Here is a 20,230-nt window from a genome sequence, read left to right as displayed (position 1 = left end):
TAATCATTCGACTCTCATAGAGTGAAATCTATTTATGAAATGACTCAAGTAAAAATAGAATCGCTCAGGAAAAGTTTTGCCTATTCCTGAGCGATGCGATTCGTTCTTATAGGAATATTCGTTGAATATCGTTCCATGTTACAACAAGCATTAATAACATTAACAGAGCGAAACCAATGAAATGGACCATTCCTTCTTTATGTCGATCGACTGGCTTTCCACGTACAGCTTCAATCGCGAAGAACAGCAATCGTCCACCATCTAGCGCTGGAATAGGAAGCAAGTTCATAATTCCAAGATTAATACTCAAGATTCCAGCCCACTTCATTAGATTATAAATACCAGTTTGAGCTACAACATCTATGGATTCATATATCCCAACAGGACCAGCAAGAGCATCAATCGTAAAGGATCCAGTTAGTAATTGACCTAAAATGACAAAGATTTGTTTTGTCCAAAAATAGGTTTCTGTTGCTCCATACACAATCGATTGAACAGGTGACTTCTCCATCGGAGCGTAAACACCAATCATTCCCCGTTGTCCATTTTCATCTTCATGTAAATCTGGCGTTACAGGAATCTCCATTGTCTGTCCATCACGATTAACAACAAACTCTAGCTCAGTGTTCGGGTTTTCACGAATGATTTCAACAACATCTTCCCAGCTAGAGATTTCTGCACCTTCAATTGAAAGGACTGTATCCCCTTCCTGTAAACCAGCTTCCATCGCAGATCCGTCTTCGGTTAGTTGACCAAGTTCTGGATCATTTGTTGGAATTCCTTGCATTAAAGCAATAATGACGAAAACGACAAAAGCGAGTACAAAGTTCATCATTGGACCAGCAATAATTGCCATTGCACGCCGTGGCAATGTTTTTGATGCAAACTGACGGTCATATGGTGCGATCAATGTTTCTTGTCCATCCTGTACTAATACCGCTCTACGATCAACAACAAAACGCTGAATTTCTTCTTCTTCTCCTTCAACATATCCTTGAACAAATAGATCACGCTCTAAGTCAATACTCTCAACTTCGATGATACGTGCATTAGAATATTTATCTTTATTATTTAAGACGATTTTTTCAACTACGTCATCTTTATTTAAGATGAGGCCAAGTCGATAACCTGGCTTGATTTCCACCATTTCAGGATCTTCCCCAGCCATACGAACAAAACCACCAATAGGCAATAAGCGAATTGTATAGACCGTATCGTTTTTAACAAAGGAAAATACTTTGGGCCCGAAGCCAATTGCGAATTCGCGGCATAGAATTCCAGCTCTTTTAGCAAAAATCAAATGCCCTAATTCGTGAAAAAAGACAAGTGCCCCAAAAATGACAATAAAGGATATAACTGTCTCCAAAGATTCAACCACCTTTTCTATACAATATAAATGAAGAGTCAATCACTCTCCTCAAATCAATGTTGATACATAGTTTCTTGTTTCTCGATCGATCGTTTTAATCGCATCCAAACTAGGATGAATTACTTTTTCATGATGAGATAGCGCTTTTTCTATGCATTCTTCGATTTGCAAGAAAGATATTTTTTCTCCTAGGAACAAGGCAACTGCCGCTTCATTTGCAGCATTCAACACAGTCGGAACACTTCCACCTTGTTTCCCTGCTTCATACGCTAGTGCCAAACAACGAAACCGATCAAAATTCATTTCTCTAAAATGAAGCTTTCCAATTTCAGCTAGATTTAATCGCTTCGCATTGGTTAATGGCGCTCGATCTGGAAAAGTTAATGCATATTGAATAGGTACTCTCATATCCGGTGTTCCAAGCTGCGCCATGATGCTGCTATCATGAAATTCAATCATTGAATGGATGATGCTTTCTTTATGTAGTAACACATCAATCTTTTCATAAGGCATATTAAATAGCCAATGTGCCTCAATAACTTCTAAGCCTTTATTCATCATTGATGCAGAATCAATCGTAATCTTTGCACCCATTGACCAGTTTGGGTGATTTAATGCTTGTTTGACAGTTACATTTTGTAAGTCCGCTCTTGTCAAATCGCGAAAACTTCCACCTGATGCTGTTAAAATGAGCTTTTCAATATTTTTTTCTTTCTCACCTTGTAACGCTTGAAAGATTGCCGAATGTTCACTATCCACTGGTAATAGTGCAACTTGATGTTGTTTAGCAGCCTCCATTACAAGGTGACCTGCTGTTACAAGTGTCTCTTTATTCGCAATGGCGATTGTCTTTCCTTCAGCGATTGCTTGCAATGTCGGTTCAAGCCCTACACTACCTAGAACAGCATTAACGAGTACATCTGCTTTCGCGTAAACAGCAACTTCAGTTAAGCCAACGTGTCCATATGTAAATTGTATGCTAGGAAATTCGGCTTTAAGAACTTCCATATCTGTTTTTTCTACAACCGATACAAGCTCAGGTTGATGTGCAGTTATAATCTTTCTTCCTAAAGTTATATTTCTTCCAATGGACATGGCAACGAGCTTAAATTGATCTTGATTGCCATGGATGACATCAAGTGTTTGAATACCTATTGACCCAGTCGCCCCCATTAAACTTATGTGCTTCAAGTAAGTCAACTCCTAATCATTAAGAAAAGCATTTAGCACATGCCTATTGGCGTGCTGGTTATATCACAATTGCTAATAAAAAATGCAAGATTGGCCAAACGAATAATAAACTATCAAAACGGTCAAGTACCCCACCGTGTCCAGGTAGCAGTTTACCTGAATCTTTCACACCATAGTGGCGCTTAAAAGCTGATTCAGCTAAATCTCCAACTTGTCCAAAAATAGATAATACTACCGTGATTAAAATAAGTTGAATGGCCGTCGCTGGTATATCTGTAAAAACTAAGAATCCAATTGCAACGATAACAGCACAAACAATCCCACCGATTGAACCTTCAATAGTTTTGTTCGGACTAATTTCCGGCCATAATTTACGCTTTCCTGTTGCTTTTCCAATAAAGTAGGCACCTGAATCAGTAGCCCAAATGATAAACATGGAATAGAAAAGGAATAAAAGGCCTTCATCCATAAAGCGAATTTCTAAAAAATAGTGAAAACCTAATCCTATATACAGCACGGATAGCATTGAAAATGCTGCATGGTCAAACGTGTATTCATTTTTAGTCACTACTGTATAGGTTAATAGCAATAACGCAAAGACCAATGCCCATTCTAATTTAGTTAATGGGATTGTTTCTAGAAAAGGTACATATTCTTTTGGCCATAAAAACAACCAAAGTAATAATAAAGAAAGTATACCAGATATTGAAGCAAGGCGCATATTTCGCATACGGTATAATTCAAACAAACCAACCGTTGCTAAAAAATATGCTAGGATCATGATCGGAGCGCCGCCTAGGAAAACTGCACCAATTAACACAATCGCAAAGATGGCACCAGTAATAATTCGTTCTTTCATAAAGTTAGTCAACACCTTTAACGCTTACATTTTATAAGCTTATTCTATTTTTATTCATTAATTTATTTTTCTATAAAACATTGCAGTGGGGGAAATGTCACTGAATTATGATTTTAAACTCCACCGTATCTTCTTTGACGGTTTTGAAATACTTCAATTGCTTCAACCAAATGTTCTTCTTTAAAATCTGGCCAAAGTACATCCGTAAACCAAAACTCTGAGTAGGCGATCTGCCAAAGCATGAAATTGCTTAATCGAATCTCACCACTTGTTCGAATTAACAAATCAGGATCTTTTAAGCTTCCCGTCATTAAATATTGTGAGAACAGCTCTTCCGTAATATGTTGACTGCTGATCTTACCGTTTTGTTGGTCAAGAACGATACGCTTCGTCGCTTCTACAATTTCTGTTCTACCGCCATAATTCATCGCAAAATTCAATATAAGTCCATCATTGTTAATCGTTTCAATCATCGCTTTTTCAATCGAATACAATGTATGCTTAGGCAGGAGATGCTTATCTCCCATCATTGTCACTTTTACATTTTCTGAAACTAGCTCAGGTAAAAATGAGCCTAGGAATTCTTCCGGAAGTTTCATTAAGAAATCAACTTCTGTTTTCGGTCTTTTCCAGTTTTCAGTTGAGAATGCATATAAAGTTAGTGCTTTTACACCTAATTCATTCGCCATTTTCGTTATTTTTCTTACACATTTCATCCCTTCATGATGACCAGCGATTCTTGGTAAGGAGCGTTTTTTCGCCCATCTCCCATTTCCATCCATGATAATCGCTATATGCTCAGGAATCTCGTGTTTTTTTATATGAACAATACGCTCATTTAAACCTAATTGAGCGTTTGAGTTTTTCCAAATTTTCATTTTATCAAACATACGTTTACTCCTTTAAAATAGGATCTGTTTGTACATAAGTGCACACGCAAATCTGCTATTACAATAAGTAGTAGGAAGTTTATCTTCTTGCTGTTCTAATCATACCAAAAAATCCGGAAGATATCTCTATAAAACATAACGAGTGATTAGTTGTTCCATCACCTATTTGATCCTGTAGATTTAGATAGTTAAAAGAACTCTCTACTTCAATAGAGAGTTCTACAGACTGCCCGCAAACGCTCGCATACGTCGTTGTTTGTCTCACTCGTCCCCTCAATTCGGGTCTTAATTCAACTGCACACTTAGTCTGACAAGCTTTTTAAAGACAGTCTGATGGTTTATCTTATTTTTAAAATCTCTCTAAAAACATGTAGACAAAGTCGACTTTAGACTTTGTCTACATTCTCAAGAACTCTCTTCTTCAATAGAGAGTTCTAAATAAGGTTTTTTATTAAACCTCCATTATTTCTTGCTCTTTATCCTTTGTAATGGAGTCAATCTTTTGAATGTACTCATCTGTAATTTTTTGAATATCATCAGCGTAACCACGAAGATCATCTTCAGTGATTTCACCATTTTTCTCAAGCTTTTTAAGATCATCATTCGCGTCACGACGAATATTACGTACTGCCACCTTAGCCTCTTCAGATTCCTTCTTCACTAACTTCGCAAGCTCTTTACGTCTTTCTTCTGTTAACTGAGGAATCGCAAGACGAATTAAATTCCCATCATTTGTTGGAGTTAATCCGATATCTGACTTTAGAATCGCTTTTTCAATCTCACCTAATACTGACTTATCATATGGTTGGATAACAAGTAAACGCGCTTCAGGAACTGTAATTCCTGCTAATTGGTTAACAGGTGTTGGTGCTCCGTAATAGTCAACCGTGATTCGGTCTAGCAATGAAGCGTTAGCTTTACCTGCACGAATGCTTGCTAATTCTCTCGTATATGATTGAATCGCTTTAGTCATACGTTCTTTTGTTGTTGAAATTACTTGTTTTGGCATGTTTATTTCCCCCTTACAATTGTTCCAATTGGTTCTCCCATTACGGCACGGTTAATATTACCCTCTTCCATAATCGAGAACACAATTAGTGGAATATTATTGTCCATACATAATGATGATGCTGTTGAATCCATGACTGCTAAACCTTCTTTTAATACATCTAGATATGAAAGTTCATCATACTTTTTCGCATTCTTATCTTTTAGAGGATCTGCTGAGTAAACCCCATCAACATTGTTCTTCGCCATTAATATAACTTCTGCCTCAATCTCTGCTGCTCTTAATGCCGCGGTTGTGTCAGTAGAGAAGTAAGGGTTCCCAGTACCAGCTGCAAAAATGACGACTCTCTTCTTTTCTAAATGACGGATGGCACGTCTACGAATATATGGCTCTGCCACTTGACGCATTTCAATTGATGTTTGCACTCTTGTTTCAATTCCAAGTTGTTCAAGGCTATCTTGAAGAGCTAATGAATTCATTACTGTAGCAAGCATTCCCATATAGTCTGCATTTGCGCGATCCATGCCCATCTCTTCTCCGATTTTACCTCTCCATATGTTGCCGCCACCTACTACTACAGCAACCTCAACTCCAAGCCCAGCTAGATCTTTCACTTGCTCAGCAACTGATTTAATTACTGATGGATTGATACCGAAGCCTTGTTCTCCAGCTAATGCTTCTCCACTTAATTTTAAAACAACGCGTTTATATTTTGGGCTGCTCATTGGAACCTCCATATGTAATATAGAAAAATTCGATAGTTTTCGCAATGAAATTACTGTGAATTTAGATATTTTCTTATCTTGAAAAATAGGGAACACAATGAGTGTCCCCTATTTTATATCTGCTCTAAAAGAACAGTTCATTATTTTTTCACTTGGCTCATAACTTCTTCAGCAAAGTTGTCTTCGCGTTTTTCAATTCCTTCGCCTACTTCAAAGCGAACAAACTCACGGATTTTTCCGCCTTTAGATTCAACATATTTCCCAACTTTGAAGTCAGGGTTTTTAACGAAAGCTTGATCATTTACACAAACATCTTCGAAATATTTGCTTAATCGACCTTCTACCATTTTTGCAACGATGTTTTCTGGTTTACCTTCGTTTAATGCTTGTTGAGTTAAGACTTGACGCTCACGCTCAACCTCTTCAGCAGATACTTCATCACGAGAAACATACTTAGGATTTAATGCAGCAATGTGCATAGAAACATCTTTCGCAGCTTCTTCATCCGTAGTACCTTCTAATACTGTTAATACTCCAATGCGTCCACCCATGTGTAGGTATGCACCGAATGCATCTGCATCTGTTTTTGTAACAACTGCAAAACGACGAAGAGACAATTTCTCACCGATTTTTGCAATAGCGCTGTTAATATGTGATTCAACAGTAGCACCGTTAGACATTGTTTGAGTAGCAGCTTCTTCAGCAGAGGCAGGCTTGTTCGCTAAAACATGCTCAGCTAATTCTTTGACAAGTAATTGGAAACCTTCGTTTTTTGCAACGAAATCTGTTTCAGAGTTTACTTCAAGAATTACAGCTTCGTTCCCTTCAACTTTAACAGCAGTTAATCCTTCAGCAGCAATACGATCACCTTTTTTCGCAGCTTTCGCAATTCCTTTTTCACGTAGGAAGTCAACCGCTTGATCCATATCACCATTAGTTTCTTGAAGCGCTTTTTTACAATCCATCATACCAGCGCCAGTTTTTTCACGTAATTCCTTAACCATTTGAGCAGTAATTGCCATGGGAATTTCCTCCTTAGAATCAAGTATGTACATTCTATCTTTACCATAAAAGGTTGTTTAAAAAACGTAAAAAGCTGTTCTTTTCTTGAAAAAAGGTGATAAAAGAGTAGTCCCTCTTATCACCTTTCTAATACATTCAATAAAGTGTAAGCACCTAAGTGTCTACTCAGTTTTGCTTTTATTCAGCGTCCGCAGCTACAGGTGCAACTTCCTCGCCTTGTTTAGCTTCAAGGATTGCATCTGCCATTTTACCAGTTAGTAATTTTACTGCACGGATTGCATCATCGTTTGCAGGAATAACTACATCGATTTCGTCTGGATCACAGTTCGTATCAACGATTCCTACGATAGGAATGTGTAACTTATGCGCTTCAGCTACTGCAATGCGCTCTTTGCGTGGGTCGATGATAAATAATGCATCTGGTAAACCTTTCATATCTTTAATTCCGCCTAAGAATTTCTCTAAACGCTCTTGTTCTTTTTTAAGTTGAACAACTTCTTTCTTAGGAAGAACTTCGAAAGTACCGTCTTCAGACATTCTTTCGATATCTTTTAAACGTGCGATACGTTTTTGGATTGTTTCAAAGTTAGTTAATGTACCACCTAACCAACGTTGGTTTACATAGTACATACCAGAACGAATTGCTTCTTCTTTAACAGAATCTTGCGCTTGCTTCTTAGTACCTACGAAAAGGATTGTTCCACCGTTACCAGCTAATTCTTTAACGAATTTGTAAGCTTCTTCAACCTTTTTCACAGTTTTTTGTAGATCGATAATGTAGATGCCGTTACGCTCAGTGAAGATGTATCTCTTCATTTTTGGGTTCCAACGACGAGTTTGGTGTCCGAAGTGTACACCAGCTTCAAGTAATTGTTTCATTGAAATTACTGACATTTGTTCTTCCTCCTAATGGTTTGATTTCCTCCGCCTACATCATTTTTAACGAGAAACTGAACAATTCAGCACCAACTCGATAAATTAATAGACGTGTGTAATAACACCATGAACAAATATAGCATATAGAAAGCTCATGTTCAAGGTTTTTCTTGAGAATTTTGTTGAAATTTTAGTAGTAACTGTATTTCGGTTTTGCCTTTGCCTAGTTTTTTTGCTATAGCAGCCACAGATAATCCTTCTCTATGAAGGAGCTGGATTTGTTCTAATTCACTAAGCTCAATTTTTTTTGTTTCGTTGGATGGCTCAGTATTTACTTGTCCACCTTCGCTGTTGATTGCTTTTTTATATTGACTAGACATATTCTTATACGCATTTGCAGCTTTTGTAACCGTTTTCGTTTGAATCCGAAATATCGCCTCTTCTGCCTGTTTGCTCTCTTCAAGTTGAACAGTTTTGTTCGGTTCAGATGCTTCTGGCTTGATCTCCTGATGCTCAGTTGCTTCAATCTTGCTGAGCCTGTCAATAAACTGATCATTTTCTTCCTTCATTTGAGTGAGGTATGCAGCAATTACATCCTCCATTTCTTGAAGGGTGCCTTTCATGCTTTTTTCTGCCTCAACTAAACGATTCTGTCTCAAAAACAATAGGATAATCGCTAAAATCGCGATTATATTTAATAAAATGCTTATAAACATTAAATACTCCACAATTTTTTACCCTCTATCCACTAAAATCAATATGATTGCCCTTGTAAGGATGATCGATCTTTTCAATTGTCGATTCTTGTTTTTTTGCTTGATGATGATTCTCGTTGTCCTTTTCGTTTTGTTCTTGCTGTTCTTTTTTAAAATTGGTTTTTTCAGTTTCTTCGTTTTTCATGACTGATGTACGTTTCTTCTCTTGCTCATTCTGAGTTGATTGGGCAGCAAAGTCTGATATGTTTTGTCCTCGTTGTTGTATTTGTTCTTGAATTTTCCCTGCATCCTGTGTCCTTGGTATAGCCACTTGAAGCTCAATTGTTTTTAAGCTCATGGCGTTACACTTCCTTTCAATTATGACACTGGTATTTTTAGGTATTACGCCGGTTCAAAAGTGATTTCATTTTTCTTTGTATAGAACTTAACATTTTTATGTGGTTTTTTCAGCACCCTTGCATATTTACCGAAAGTAAGACGTGTGTTCGGATGTGCATTTGCAAAGATTGTAATGGCTGCATTCCTTTCATCATGAACAACTTGTTCTATTTCTACAAGCTCACCTTCCACTTCTGAAAGCCTAGCCTTTATATGCTCCATTGTCTTTTTTTGCTTTAATAATGTCGTTCTCTGTGAAATTGTTAGCTCATCAGGACGTTTCACCGATTGCAAAATTCGAACCTGGAGCATCTCCAGTTTAGCAAAAGTATCCTTCAATTGCTTTAACTCTGCTTTAAGCTCTTTTTCTTGATTGACAACTTCACCATTATAAGCGGCATACAATTCCGTCTTAACGAATAAATCATTGCCAGCTTCTTTTAAGTAAATACTTTTTCCCGCTTGGATTTTTCCACCGATTGCCAAACCGTTCGCACAATAAATCGATGCCTTCGTCCATACTTGACTATGTAAAATAGATTTCTTAACATGAATGTCTTCACCAGCTTCAACGTTTGCTTGATTCATAAAATTCACATGAACCTCGCCCTTTGCCTTTACATAACCTTTGTTTGCTCCAGTTATACCACCACTTATTAACACATTGCCTTCTGAAATGATTGTTGAAGCTTCAACTAAACCATGAATCTGAATATCGCCTCCCGCTTTGATTTCATATCCAGGTGGTACGTTTCCATGAATGACTATATTCCCAGCAAAATCGATGTTTCCTACCTTTAAATCAACATCGCCTCTAACCTCAAATACGGGATTTACTGCGATTTGCTTCTTAGTTAAACTTACCTGTCCGTCAATAAGCGAGAAGAATTGATTTCCGTTTTGAAGAACATTTTTTCCAGTTCTAACCGACAAAGACTTTCCATCTCTTCCCTTTATTTTATTGCCTAAAATGTCGTTTCCATCTGTACTTGGAGTAGGAGGAATGATAGTAGCTAGGAGGTTGCCACAAGTTACATTGGGGATGTTCAGAACATGCCTAAAGTTTAGTTTCTCTCTCATTGGCTGTTCTTCAGTTTTTATTTCACTTAACAAATAAGCATCTGTGCCATCTTTTGCTGCACGGCCAATCGCAATTGTTTGAGGATACGGGAGTGCAAATGGATTCTCACAAATGCGATCAATCAGTTCATATTGTATGCCATAGGTAATCTTATGTTTTTCAAGTAGCTCATTTAAATCTTCTCTTATTTGATCTAGGTTCTCTTTAACGTCCGAAGATTCTAATAATTCGACTTGGGCTGATAATCGATCATCAGCAATTTGTAAGTAAAAACGATTAGCCATTTCGCTACGCCTTCTTTCACTTAACTTTCAACAATGTTTACATAATTTTTTCAAGCGATTTTCTTAATTTAAAGATGGCTTTCGAATGAATCTGTGAAATTCTCGAAGTCGACAGACTCATAATTTCACCAATTTCAGTTAATGTTAGCTCTTCTTTATAGAACAAGCTAAGAACCAGCTGCTCATTCGCATTTAAAGTTTCTATCAGCGAAGTCATTTCCTCAATCAATTCATCTTTTATGACTTTTTGTTCAGGTATCAATGCTTTTTCATCACGTATGACAACAGAATGGCCTTCATGCTCCTCGTCGTTCAACTGTTCATCGATCGATAATAGATTGGAGAAAAAATGTTCATTCATCGATGAGTGAACTTCACGGGTAGAAAGACCTAGTTCAATCGCTACTTCAGAAACAGTTACATTTCGCATATGCTTTTGTTCAAGCTGCTCTATCACAGCTTCTATTCGCTTCGTCTTTTCTCTTGTACTACGGGGAAGCCAATCCTCTTTTCTAAGACCATCAATAATAGAGCCTCTTATTCTAAAAGAAGCATATGTATCAAATTTCAAATCCCTTTTAGGATCAAACTTTTGAAGGGCATCGTATAGGCCCATAAGTCCTAAACTTTTAAGATCATCTCTATTAACACTTTTCGGTAAGTTAACAGCTATTCTCTGGACATGATAGTGAACAAGCGGCATATATTTACTCACTAAAAAATCTCCTGCTGCAGAATCACGCGAACTTACCCAATGATGCCAATTCAATTGCTCTTCGGTTACTTGTTGTGCCATCACGATCCCCCCTTAAACCTAGTAATCTATTATTCTCAATTCTTTAAATTCATTATAGCAAAGATATACTCTCGCCTAAACAGATCAAGGTGTTGTTCTTATCCTACTTTTGGTCTATTTATATTTCTATTAGTTCTTAATGCTTATTATATTATTTGCTCCCCACAATTCACCGTTCGAATCTTCAACTGTGAATTTTCAGGAGTAAATTCTATGGTTCTTCCATTGCTTCCACCGACATCCTCACTAAGAATTGGAATGTTCAATAATTGCAATTGCTGACGAACAGCTTCCACATTTCTTGGTCCAATTCTCATTAAGTCACTTGTAGAAGAAAATTGAAACATTTGAGCGCCGCCAGCTATTTTTGCATGTAAACCACTTTTTCTTGCCCCTTCTTTTAAGATAAGAGAAACGAGATCGCCTATAGCAGTATCTGCGTATTTTGCTCGATTCAGTTTCACAGCACGAGCTAAGGATGATTCGGGTAACATGACATGTGCTAAACCAGCGATTTTTTTAAGTTCATCAAATATTACGACCCCTACACAAGAGCCAAGGCCCGAAGTACGTATCGAACCTGGTGCTTTAACTATATTCAAATCAGCAATGCCTACTTTAACAATTTCAATCGTTTCATTCATTTGCAGATACACCTAATGCTTTAAATAGAGTTGTAAAAGATGGCGGATCTGGCAGCAAAAAGAAGTGCCCATTTAAACATGATTTCATTGCATCCTTCTCTTCTGTTAATACAGCATCTACAACAATTGCATCATCACTGACTTGCGATAGTTCTATTAAACCGTAATTAAGCATTGCTCCAACCATATCGATTGATAGTGCGGGTACAGTAGGCATAATCTTTAAGTTCGTAAAATCTGAAAGTGCGGATAAGTATGTGCCAGAAATAATATTGCCTAACTCTTGCAAAGCAGACTTCGCCAAATCATTATTCATCCAATCATCGATCGTCGATAGTTTAGCATCAATCATATCTTCAACAAATGACCTTGCCTGCTTTAACGGTAATAGGAAATACATGCTGCCAGTTAAATCACCTTCAAAACGTAAAAACACGCCAGCTACAATCGTTTCTGGCCCCCCTGCTAAGTTTCTCATTTCATCAAACGATACAACTTTCACAAGGGGCACTTGCATATGAATTGTTTTATTCAAAAGGGTCGAAAGTGCCGTAGCAGCATTTCCCGCTCCAATATTCCCAACTTCTGATAATAAATCAAGATGGTCAGCTGTAATTTGCAGGAACTGATTCATTCCCCATCCCTCTCTCTTATTCGGTCTCTTTCCCATCTTCAACTAGGACTTTTTCCATATCGATTAAGATTAACAACCTCTTGTCTATCTTTGTAACACCTTTAATATACTCTGCATGAATTGAGCCAACAATTTCTGGCGGTGGTTCAATTTGCGATTCTGATATATCGATAACATCATTGGCTGAATCAACAATAAGACCAACTTCCTTATCTCCGATTGCAATGATAATCACTCTTGAATGTTCTGTGTAATCACTTTTCTCGATTCCAAAACGGCTTCGCAAGTCTATAATCGGTGTAACAATTCCTCTTAAATTGATTACACCTTTAACATATTCTGACGTTCCTGGTACCCTTGTAATATGAAGGACTTTTTCTATTGAAAGCACTTCGCTAACAGGAATCGCATACTCATTATCTTTTAATTGGAAGACGATTAACTTAAGATTAGCTACTTCCATATCGTTCATATAGCCACACAATCCTTTCATTAAAAAATCGATCTATTTAATTAATGCATTACAGTCAACAATTAAGGCAACTTGTCCATCGCCTAAAATTGTCGCACCGGAAATGGCAAACACGTCTGTTAAGTAGCTACCTAAAGATTTTAAAACAATTTCTTGCTGCCCAATAAACGAATCGACAACTAACCCTGCCATTTTATCCCCTTTACGCACAATAACGACCGATAATTGTTCATGCTTTTCCTCAATTGATGGAACTTCGAAAATATCCTTAAGGAAGAGTAATGGAACCACTTTGCCTCTAAAATCAATCACTTTTTGATTATGTGCATTAAAAATATCACCTGTCTCAATCATCGCTGTTTCAATGATTGATGAAAGCGGAATCGCATACTTTTCCTTCTCAATCTCAACAAGCATTACTGAAATAATCGAAAGTGTTAATGGTAATTGAATGGAGAAGATAGAACCCTTCCCTAAAGTTGAATCAATTGTTATGGATCCACCTAATGATTCAATTGTACTTTTTACAACATCAAGACCTACCCCACGCCCGGAAACATCTGAAATGACTTCTGCAGTTGAAAAGCCTGAGTGGAAAATAAGATCATAGATTTGCTTATCGGATAATGCTTGCGCTGTTTGTTCTGTAATAAGGCCTTTACCAAGAGCTTTCTTCAAGACTTTGTCTTTATTTATACCTGCTCCATCATCTTCAATTTCGATGAATACATGATTGCCGCTATGATACGCTTTAAGAAGGACTGTTCCTTCCTCATTTTTCCCAGCTTTTTTACGATCCTCTGGTTTTTCGATTCCATGATCAAGTGCATTTCGCAATAAATGAACGAGAGGGTCCCCAATCTCGTCAATCACTGTACGATCAAGCTCGGTTTCGGCACCAGAAATTTGCAAATCAATTTTTTTATTCAAGTCTTTAGCTAATTGGCGCACCATACGCGGGAAGCGGTTGAAAACAGTTTCTACTGGCACCATTCGCATGTTTAAGATGATATTTTGTAAGTCGCCAGAAATTCTTGACATATGTTCAACTGTTTCTTGTAGCTCTGGGTTGCTCATTTCACGGGAAATTTGCTCTAATCTACCTCTATCAATCACAAGCTCCTCAAATAAGTTCATGAGAATATCCAAACGTTCAATATTGACCCTGATCGTTTTGTTATTATTTTGTTTTTGCTGTCCTGATGCAGGCTTCTTGTTATCCTGTTCTCCTGAATTTGGAGTGGATGGTAAGCTAACTACTGTCGCTTGGAGCTCTTGTTTTCCTTCTTCACTTTCTTTTAATTGATCTAACTGTAGCTGAATAACCTCAACAACTTCTACTTCAGAAACCTTTTTTAAAGTTGATTGAATTTCATCAATTGGATTTTTTGAAACAAATGAAATCTTAAACGAAGAATCAAATTTTTCTTCCTCCAATTGGTCAACTGATGGATTTGACTTGATAACCTCACCCATCTTTTCAAGTGCTTCAAAAACCATATAAACTCTTGCTGCTTTTAATAAACAGTCTTCTCTTAAACTCACCTTAATTTCATATACTGAAAATCCTTGTTCTGTTGATTGCTCAATCACTGTACGTTCGAATTCGTCGTAAGTTGTCGCTTCCATCGAACTTTGAGTTGCTTCAACTGCGACTGCAACCTCTGAAAAACTAGCAGACAGGACTGGACTTTCACCCTTTTCAATCAATGCTAATTGAGCAACTACTTGCTTAACATCTCTTTTACCATCGCCACCAGCTGAAATCGATTCTACCATTGCTTCCAAATCATCAACAGCTTGGAAAACAACATCAAATAGATCAGATGTTACAATGATTTTTTCATTACGAATTGCATCTAAGACATTTTCCATTTGATGTGTAAGACTCGCTAAGTCTTCATATCCCATCGTTGCAGACATTCCTTTTAACGTATGGGCCGAGCGAAAAATCTCGTTTACGATTTTCAGGTCCTGCGGGTTTTGCTCAAGTTGCAACAAATGCTCGTTGCATGCTTGCAAGTGCTCTTTGCTTTCTTCAATGAAAACTTCTAAATATTGGTTCATTTCCATGCACATGCACACCTTTCATACTAGACATATTTCATGATTGTTTTCCAAATTTCTTGCAACGGACGAATTTCATCCACTAATTTAGTTGCGACTGCTGATTTTGGCATTCCATAAACAATAGAGGTTTCTTCTGATTCAGCAATCGCAAACACATTGCGCTCTTTTTTTAAAGCAATCAGTCCGTTCGTACCATCTGAACCCATACCAGTTAAGATCACAGGGAGCTTCTTCTTGATATTCAGTTGACTAATTGATTCGAATAAACGATCCACACATGGTCTATGACCCTTAATCGGATCTAATTGATCTAGTTTACTTACTAGCTTTGTTCCTTCATGCACAACGGTAAGGTGATAGCCACCTGGCGCAATATAGGCACAACCATGCTGTAATTCCTCACCATCTTCAGCTTCCTTCACTTCAATTGATGATAAATGATTTAGGCGATCTGCCAATGAACGTGTAAATCCAGGTGGCATATGTTGAACAATCACAATCGCTGCATCTATATCATGAGGCAATTCAGGTATAACTGCCTGTAACGCCCGTGGTCCACCAGTTGAAGTACCAATACAAATAATTTGCTTTTGGAGTGTTCCAACCATCTTCCGTGACTTCTGATCCACATCATACCTTGGTTCTATTTTACTATAATTTACTCGTGACGAAACTACTAATTTGTCATTCTTCGACAATTCTTTCAGTTGCTTTACTCGAACTTTACTTACATTAACAACCTTTTCAATTAACTGTTCCTTGATTTTATGAAGATCAAGAGAGATAGCTCCTGATGGTTTAGCAATAAAATCAATCGCTCCATTCGCAATAGCATCTATCGTTGTATCTGCACCTTCTCTTGTTGTACTAGATAACATAATGACGCGGGTTGGACTACGTTCCATAATGAGCTTCAATGCTTCAATCCCGTTCATAATTGGCATCTCCACATCTAACGTAATTACATCTGGTTTTAATTCAAGAGCTTTTTCTACCGCTATTGCTCCATTTCGAGCTGTACCAATAATCTCGATACGTGGATCTGATGAAAGAAAATCGGTAATTAGCTTTCTCATAAACGCTGAATCATCGACAACGAGGACTTTAATTTTCTTCATCCATTACACTACCTTTCAAAAAGAAATTTCCTTAGCTTTGTAACAAAAGGAGAAAGTAGGTTAGATTCACGTTCATTTCCTTCTTGCAAAAATTCATTTCTAATCCTCTCTATAGCAATTGCTGGCTTGCTTTTCGGATTGATTAAGGTAAAGGGTTCTTGCCTTTTTACAGCCTTCTTGACTATGGGATCATCTGGTACGTACCCTAGAAAGCGTGCATCCCGTTTTAAGAAACGGTTCAAAGCGTCATTCAATCGCTTGTAAGTACGAAAACCTTCCTGCTCATGCTCCACTCGGTTTAGTACTAGTGAAAATGGAATAGCCTCATCCAATAAATGAACATGTTTGATTGCAGCATACGAATCTGTAATCGAAGTTGGTTCCGGTGTTGTGACTACAATAATTTCATTTACAGAAAGGATGAAGTTTGCCGATTCAGGATTAATTCCAGCTCCCATATCAAAAATACAATAGTCATATTGATCCAGCATCTCTTCTAGTTGAGTCAAAAAGTGTTGAATACTTCCATAATCCATAGAAACAAACTGATTTAGTCCTGTTCCTCCAGCAATATAATGCAATTGTTCAGGACCAACCATTATCGTTTCCTTTAATGGTTTTCTTCCTTGGAAAAAGTCAGCAATGGAAACTCCTGAAGCTGTTCCCATTAAAATCTCAATATTGCCCATTCCAATATCCAAATCAAAAAGCAGTACCCTGAATCCTTTTTTTCTTAAGGAAATCGAAAAGTTCAATGCAATATTTGACTTCCCGACTCCCCCTTTTCCACTCATAATAGCTATTGTTTTTACGAGCTTTTTATTTTCTGACTCATGATTTAAACGTTGTCTTAGTCTTTCTGCTTGATCAAACATAGCGTCGATCTCCTAGTAGCAGTTCTATTGCCTCGTTAGGACTAACCGTTTTAATATCATCGGGTACATCCTGTCCAAATGTAATATAGGATGCACCCTTTTGAAAGGTGTCCACCATATTGAATAAGGCACCGTAGGTGGACGTTTCATCTGCTTTAGTAAAAATAAACTGATCAATTTGAATGAGTGAGAATTGTTCGTATATATCTTTCATGTCTCTCTCTTTCGATGTTAAAGCAAGCACAAGGAAAGTTTGCATATCTTTTGTGAAATCAATAGATTCCTTTAAGTCTTCCACGTACTTTTGATTGCGAAAATTCCTGCCAGCTGTATCGATAAAAATTGTGTCGTATACCGCAAACTCCTCACAGCTTTTTTTGAAATCATCTACAGAATAGCAGACTGCAATCGGTACATTTAATATTTTTGCATATGTTTTAAGTTGATCAATTGCAGCAATTCTGTACGTATCTGTTGTAATAAAAGCAACTTTCTTCTGGTGCGTAATCACAGCCTCAGCAGCTAGCTTTGCAAGTGTTGTCGTCTTACCTACGCCAGTTGGACCAACAACATTCATATACTTCTTACTAAAGTCCATCGCATCAAAAGTAATTGGTCTCAGCCTTTGTAATAAACTTTGTTTGACCCATTCTTTTATCTGGTTTTCAGATTGCTCGGTTATGTCATTCTTATACCATTTTTCTAATAACCTTTCTTTGATAAACAATCGAATTGACTCAGATACCTCTTGATTTAATAGAACATGATCCCAATATGTAATTGGCGCAGGAAGCAATACATCTTGCTGTTTGGATTCCAACCTATTAATAAGTTGCTTCATTTCATTTACTTGCTTTATTAGTTGATCATTTGATTGATCGATTGCAGACGGTTGTATAATACTATTCGGTACGATCTCCTGAACTAATTTTTTCTTCGGCGAAGCCTGAACCGGTTTTTGATTAGGTTGTGGATCGATTGCAGCAAGCACCTCAATCGACTTCTTCTTAAATAACCCTAAGAATCCACCTGATTCTACTTCTTTTGAGTTTAGTATGACCGCATCATCACCTAAATCTTCTCGTATTCGCTTCATTGCATCAGCCATCGTTTGTGCTGTATATTTTTTTACCCTCATTCAATATTCACCACACCTACACTTTGAACTTCGGCATTAGCCTCTAGCTCATTATATGATAAGATTGGAACTTGCGGAAAATATCTTTCAGTCATTTGTCTAACATACATTCTTACCGCTGGTGAACAGAGAACGATCGGTGTTTGTTCCATTAAAGAAAGCTGCTCAACTTGAGATGCAATCGATTCTAATATCTTTTGAGAAACCGTTGGATCAATAGATAAGAAATTCCCATGCTCCGTTTGCTGAATACTATCAGCAATTTGTTTTTCAACTCTTCCTGAAACGGTCACAACCTTTAATGAATCTCCTTGTTGATAATACTGATTCGTAATCTGTCTAGCCAATGCTTGCCTTACATATTCTGTTAAAACATCTGTATCACTTGTTGTCTTTCCAAAATCAGCCAACGTTTCAAAGATAATCGGTAAATTTCGAATCGAGATATTTTCTTTAAGCAATTTTGCTAAAACCTTTTGTATTTCACCAACTGATAATGGAGTAGGGGTTACTTCTTCTACTAGGATTGGATAACTCTCTTTCAAATGATCGATTAATTGCTTTGTTTCTTGTCTACCAAGCAATTCATGTGCATTATTTTTGATTAGCTCCGTTATATGAGTTGAAACCACAGATGGTGGATCGACGACTGTATATCCAAAGATTTCAGCTTGCTCCTTGACTGCTTCTGTAATCCACTTAGCAGGTAGTCCGAAAGATGGCTCTACCGTATCAATTCCTTCAATTGAGTCATCCTCAATCCCAGGACTCATTGCTAAATAATGATCCAATAGTAACTCTCCTCTAGCCATCTCATTTCCTTTTATTTTCAAGCGATATTCATTCGGCTGTAGCTGTATATTATCGCGGATACGCACGACCGGAATGACTAGACCAAGCTCGATTGCCAATTGTCTTCGTATCATTACAATTCGGTCTAATAAATCCCCACCTTGATTAGCGTCAGCTAATGGGATCAGCCCATATCCAAATTCAAATTCAATTGGATCTACATTTAACAGATTCACAACATTCTCAGGACTTTTCATCTCATCTGTATGTATTTCTTCTTCGAGCTGAATCTGGTCTTCCTCGGATTGTTCCGGTATTTTAGAAATCATATATCCACCAATCCCTAATAATACTGCAATTGGCAAAGTTAATACTAAACCGATTGGAGTGAAAATTCCTAATAACAACAAAGTGCCAGCAGTAACATATAGAAGTGTAGGGAATTGAAGCAGTTGCTTTGTAATATCGTTACCTAAACTTCCATCCGATGCAGCTCTTGTCACAACAATTCCAGTTGCTGTTGAAATAAGAAGTGCCGGTATTTGACTGACTAGACCATCCCCAATTGTTAGCATTGAGAACTTTTGTGCTGATTCAGCAATCGTTAATCCATGCTGCATGACACCGATAATCATTCCAAAAATCAAGTTTATTAAAGTTATAATGATGCTAGCAATTGCATCCCCTTTTACAAATTTACTCGCACCATCCATTGAACCGTAAAAATCAGCTTCACGGCTAATTTTTTCACGGCGCTCTCTCGCGTCTTTCTCAGAAATCATCCCGGCATTTAAATCCGCATCAATACTCATTTGCTTACCAGGCATTGCATCAAGTGTAAAACGGGCTGCTACCTCAGAAACACGCTCCGCACCCTTTGTAATAACAATGAATTGAATAATAACAAGGATTAAAAATACTACTAAACCGACTAAAATATTTCCACCGGTCACAAATGATCCAAACGTATCAACAACTCTTCCGGCGTCACCTTGGCCTAAGATCGCTCTCATTGTGGAAACATTCAGCCCAACTCGGAATAACGTTAAAAGAAGGATGAGTGAAGGGAAGATTGAAAACTCAAGCGCTTCTTTCATATTCATCGCTGTTAATAATACAAGTAGAGCCAACGCCATATTGATGATAATTAAAATACTCAATAACCATGTAGGAAATGGAATGACGAGCATCGCAACGATTAAGATGACTCCAAATAGAACGGATAAATTCTTCCACTGCATAGTATTTTTCTCTCCTAACTTTGCATAACAAAAACCGGCTCCATTAGCT

Annotated in this window: 20 protein-coding genes; all 20 read right to left on the bottom strand. The window is 37.5% G+C overall.

The genetic code is table 11. The annotated features are described in order from the left end of the window. Positions 1-106: 106 nt before the first annotated feature. On the bottom strand, positions 107-1,366 hold the full coding sequence (gene rseP / locus AC6F34_RS09340) for an RIP metalloprotease RseP (protein WP_500771356.1): 1,260 nt from the start codon (positions 1,364-1,366) through the stop codon (positions 107-109). A 51-nt stretch (positions 1,367-1,417) separates the two neighbouring features. Then, a complete protein-coding gene (gene dxr, locus AC6F34_RS09335) occupies positions 1,418-2,560 on the bottom strand; it encodes a 1-deoxy-D-xylulose-5-phosphate reductoisomerase (RefSeq protein WP_500771354.1) in 1,143 nt (380 codons plus the stop codon). 58 nt (positions 2,561-2,618) lie between these two features. After that, positions 2,619-3,419 (bottom strand): phosphatidate cytidylyltransferase, encoded by an 801-nt coding sequence (locus AC6F34_RS09330; RefSeq protein ID WP_500771352.1) that lies wholly within the window; start codon positions 3,417-3,419, stop codon positions 2,619-2,621. Positions 3,420-3,532: 113 nt separating this feature from the next. After that, positions 3,533-4,309: an undecaprenyl pyrophosphate synthase gene (gene uppS, locus AC6F34_RS09325; RefSeq protein WP_500771350.1), complete on the bottom strand. Its 777-nt coding sequence runs from the start codon at positions 4,307-4,309 to the stop codon at positions 3,533-3,535. Positions 4,310-4,760: 451 nt separating this feature from the next. Next, positions 4,761-5,318, bottom strand: coding sequence for a ribosome recycling factor (gene frr, locus AC6F34_RS09320; RefSeq protein ID WP_500771348.1), 558 nt, complete (start codon positions 5,316-5,318; stop codon positions 4,761-4,763). Between the two features lie 2 nt (positions 5,319-5,320). After that, the gene (gene pyrH / locus AC6F34_RS09315; RefSeq protein ID WP_500771346.1) at positions 5,321-6,043 is read right to left on the bottom strand and encodes a UMP kinase; all 723 of its coding nucleotides are present in this window, start codon (positions 6,041-6,043) and stop codon (positions 5,321-5,323) included. A 140-nt stretch (positions 6,044-6,183) separates the two neighbouring features. Then, a complete protein-coding gene (gene tsf / locus AC6F34_RS09310) occupies positions 6,184-7,065 on the bottom strand; it encodes a translation elongation factor Ts (RefSeq protein ID WP_500771344.1) in 882 nt (293 codons plus the stop codon). Positions 7,066-7,243: 178 nt separating this feature from the next. Beyond that, the gene (gene rpsB, locus AC6F34_RS09305; protein WP_500771342.1) at positions 7,244-7,960 is read right to left on the bottom strand and encodes a 30S ribosomal protein S2; all 717 of its coding nucleotides are present in this window, start codon (positions 7,958-7,960) and stop codon (positions 7,244-7,246) included. A 140-nt stretch (positions 7,961-8,100) separates the two neighbouring features. Continuing rightward, entirely contained in the window at positions 8,101-8,658 is a 558-nt protein-coding gene (locus AC6F34_RS09300) for a helix-turn-helix domain-containing protein (protein WP_500771340.1), read from the bottom strand. Positions 8,659-8,683: 25 nt separating this feature from the next. Beyond that, complete coding sequence (locus AC6F34_RS09295) at positions 8,684-8,995, bottom strand: hypothetical protein (RefSeq protein ID WP_500771338.1); 312 nt, start codon at positions 8,993-8,995, stop codon at positions 8,684-8,686. Between the two features lie 44 nt (positions 8,996-9,039). Next, on the bottom strand, positions 9,040-10,401 hold the full coding sequence (locus tag AC6F34_RS09290) for a flagellar assembly protein A (RefSeq protein ID WP_500771336.1): 1,362 nt from the start codon (positions 10,399-10,401) through the stop codon (positions 9,040-9,042). 37 nt (positions 10,402-10,438) lie between these two features. Beyond that, complete coding sequence (locus tag AC6F34_RS09285) at positions 10,439-11,197, bottom strand: FliA/WhiG family RNA polymerase sigma factor (protein ID WP_500771334.1); 759 nt, start codon at positions 11,195-11,197, stop codon at positions 10,439-10,441. Between the two features lie 146 nt (positions 11,198-11,343). After that, a complete protein-coding gene (locus AC6F34_RS09280) occupies positions 11,344-11,841 on the bottom strand; it encodes a chemotaxis protein CheD (RefSeq protein ID WP_500771332.1) in 498 nt (165 codons plus the stop codon). Then, positions 11,834-12,475, bottom strand: a complete 642-nt coding sequence (locus tag AC6F34_RS09275; protein ID WP_500771330.1) for a chemotaxis protein CheC — start codon at positions 12,473-12,475, stop codon at positions 11,834-11,836. Before AC6F34_RS09275 ends, AC6F34_RS09280 begins: the two co-directional genes overlap by 8 nt. A gap of 16 nt (positions 12,476-12,491) precedes the next feature. Then, the gene (locus AC6F34_RS09270; RefSeq protein WP_500771328.1) at positions 12,492-12,947 is read right to left on the bottom strand and encodes a chemotaxis protein CheW; all 456 of its coding nucleotides are present in this window, start codon (positions 12,945-12,947) and stop codon (positions 12,492-12,494) included. A gap of 33 nt (positions 12,948-12,980) precedes the next feature. Further along, positions 12,981-15,020, bottom strand: a complete 2,040-nt coding sequence (locus tag AC6F34_RS09265; protein ID WP_500771326.1) for a chemotaxis protein CheW — start codon at positions 15,018-15,020, stop codon at positions 12,981-12,983. A gap of 20 nt (positions 15,021-15,040) precedes the next feature. Next, complete coding sequence (locus tag AC6F34_RS09260) at positions 15,041-16,135, bottom strand: protein-glutamate methylesterase/protein-glutamine glutaminase (RefSeq protein WP_500771324.1); 1,095 nt, start codon at positions 16,133-16,135, stop codon at positions 15,041-15,043. Between the two features lie 8 nt (positions 16,136-16,143). Continuing rightward, positions 16,144-17,010, bottom strand: a complete 867-nt coding sequence (locus AC6F34_RS09255; protein WP_500771322.1) for a MinD/ParA family protein — start codon at positions 17,008-17,010, stop codon at positions 16,144-16,146. Further along, on the bottom strand, positions 17,003-18,148 hold the full coding sequence (gene flhF, locus AC6F34_RS09250; RefSeq protein ID WP_500771320.1) for a flagellar biosynthesis GTPase FlhF: 1,146 nt from the start codon (positions 18,146-18,148) through the stop codon (positions 17,003-17,005). Before flhF ends, AC6F34_RS09255 begins: the two co-directional genes overlap by 8 nt. Beyond that, positions 18,145-20,181 (bottom strand): flagellar biosynthesis protein FlhA, encoded by a 2,037-nt coding sequence (gene flhA, locus AC6F34_RS09245; protein WP_500771318.1) that lies wholly within the window; start codon positions 20,179-20,181, stop codon positions 18,145-18,147. The genes flhF and flhA overlap by 4 nt, the downstream gene beginning before the upstream one ends. Between the last annotated feature and the right edge of the window lie 49 nt (positions 20,182-20,230).

Source organism: Niallia sp. CD-39 (assembly GCF_059874745.1).
Note: the sequence above shows the minus strand (reverse complement) of the source record. Positions and strands in the feature narration are given on the sequence as shown.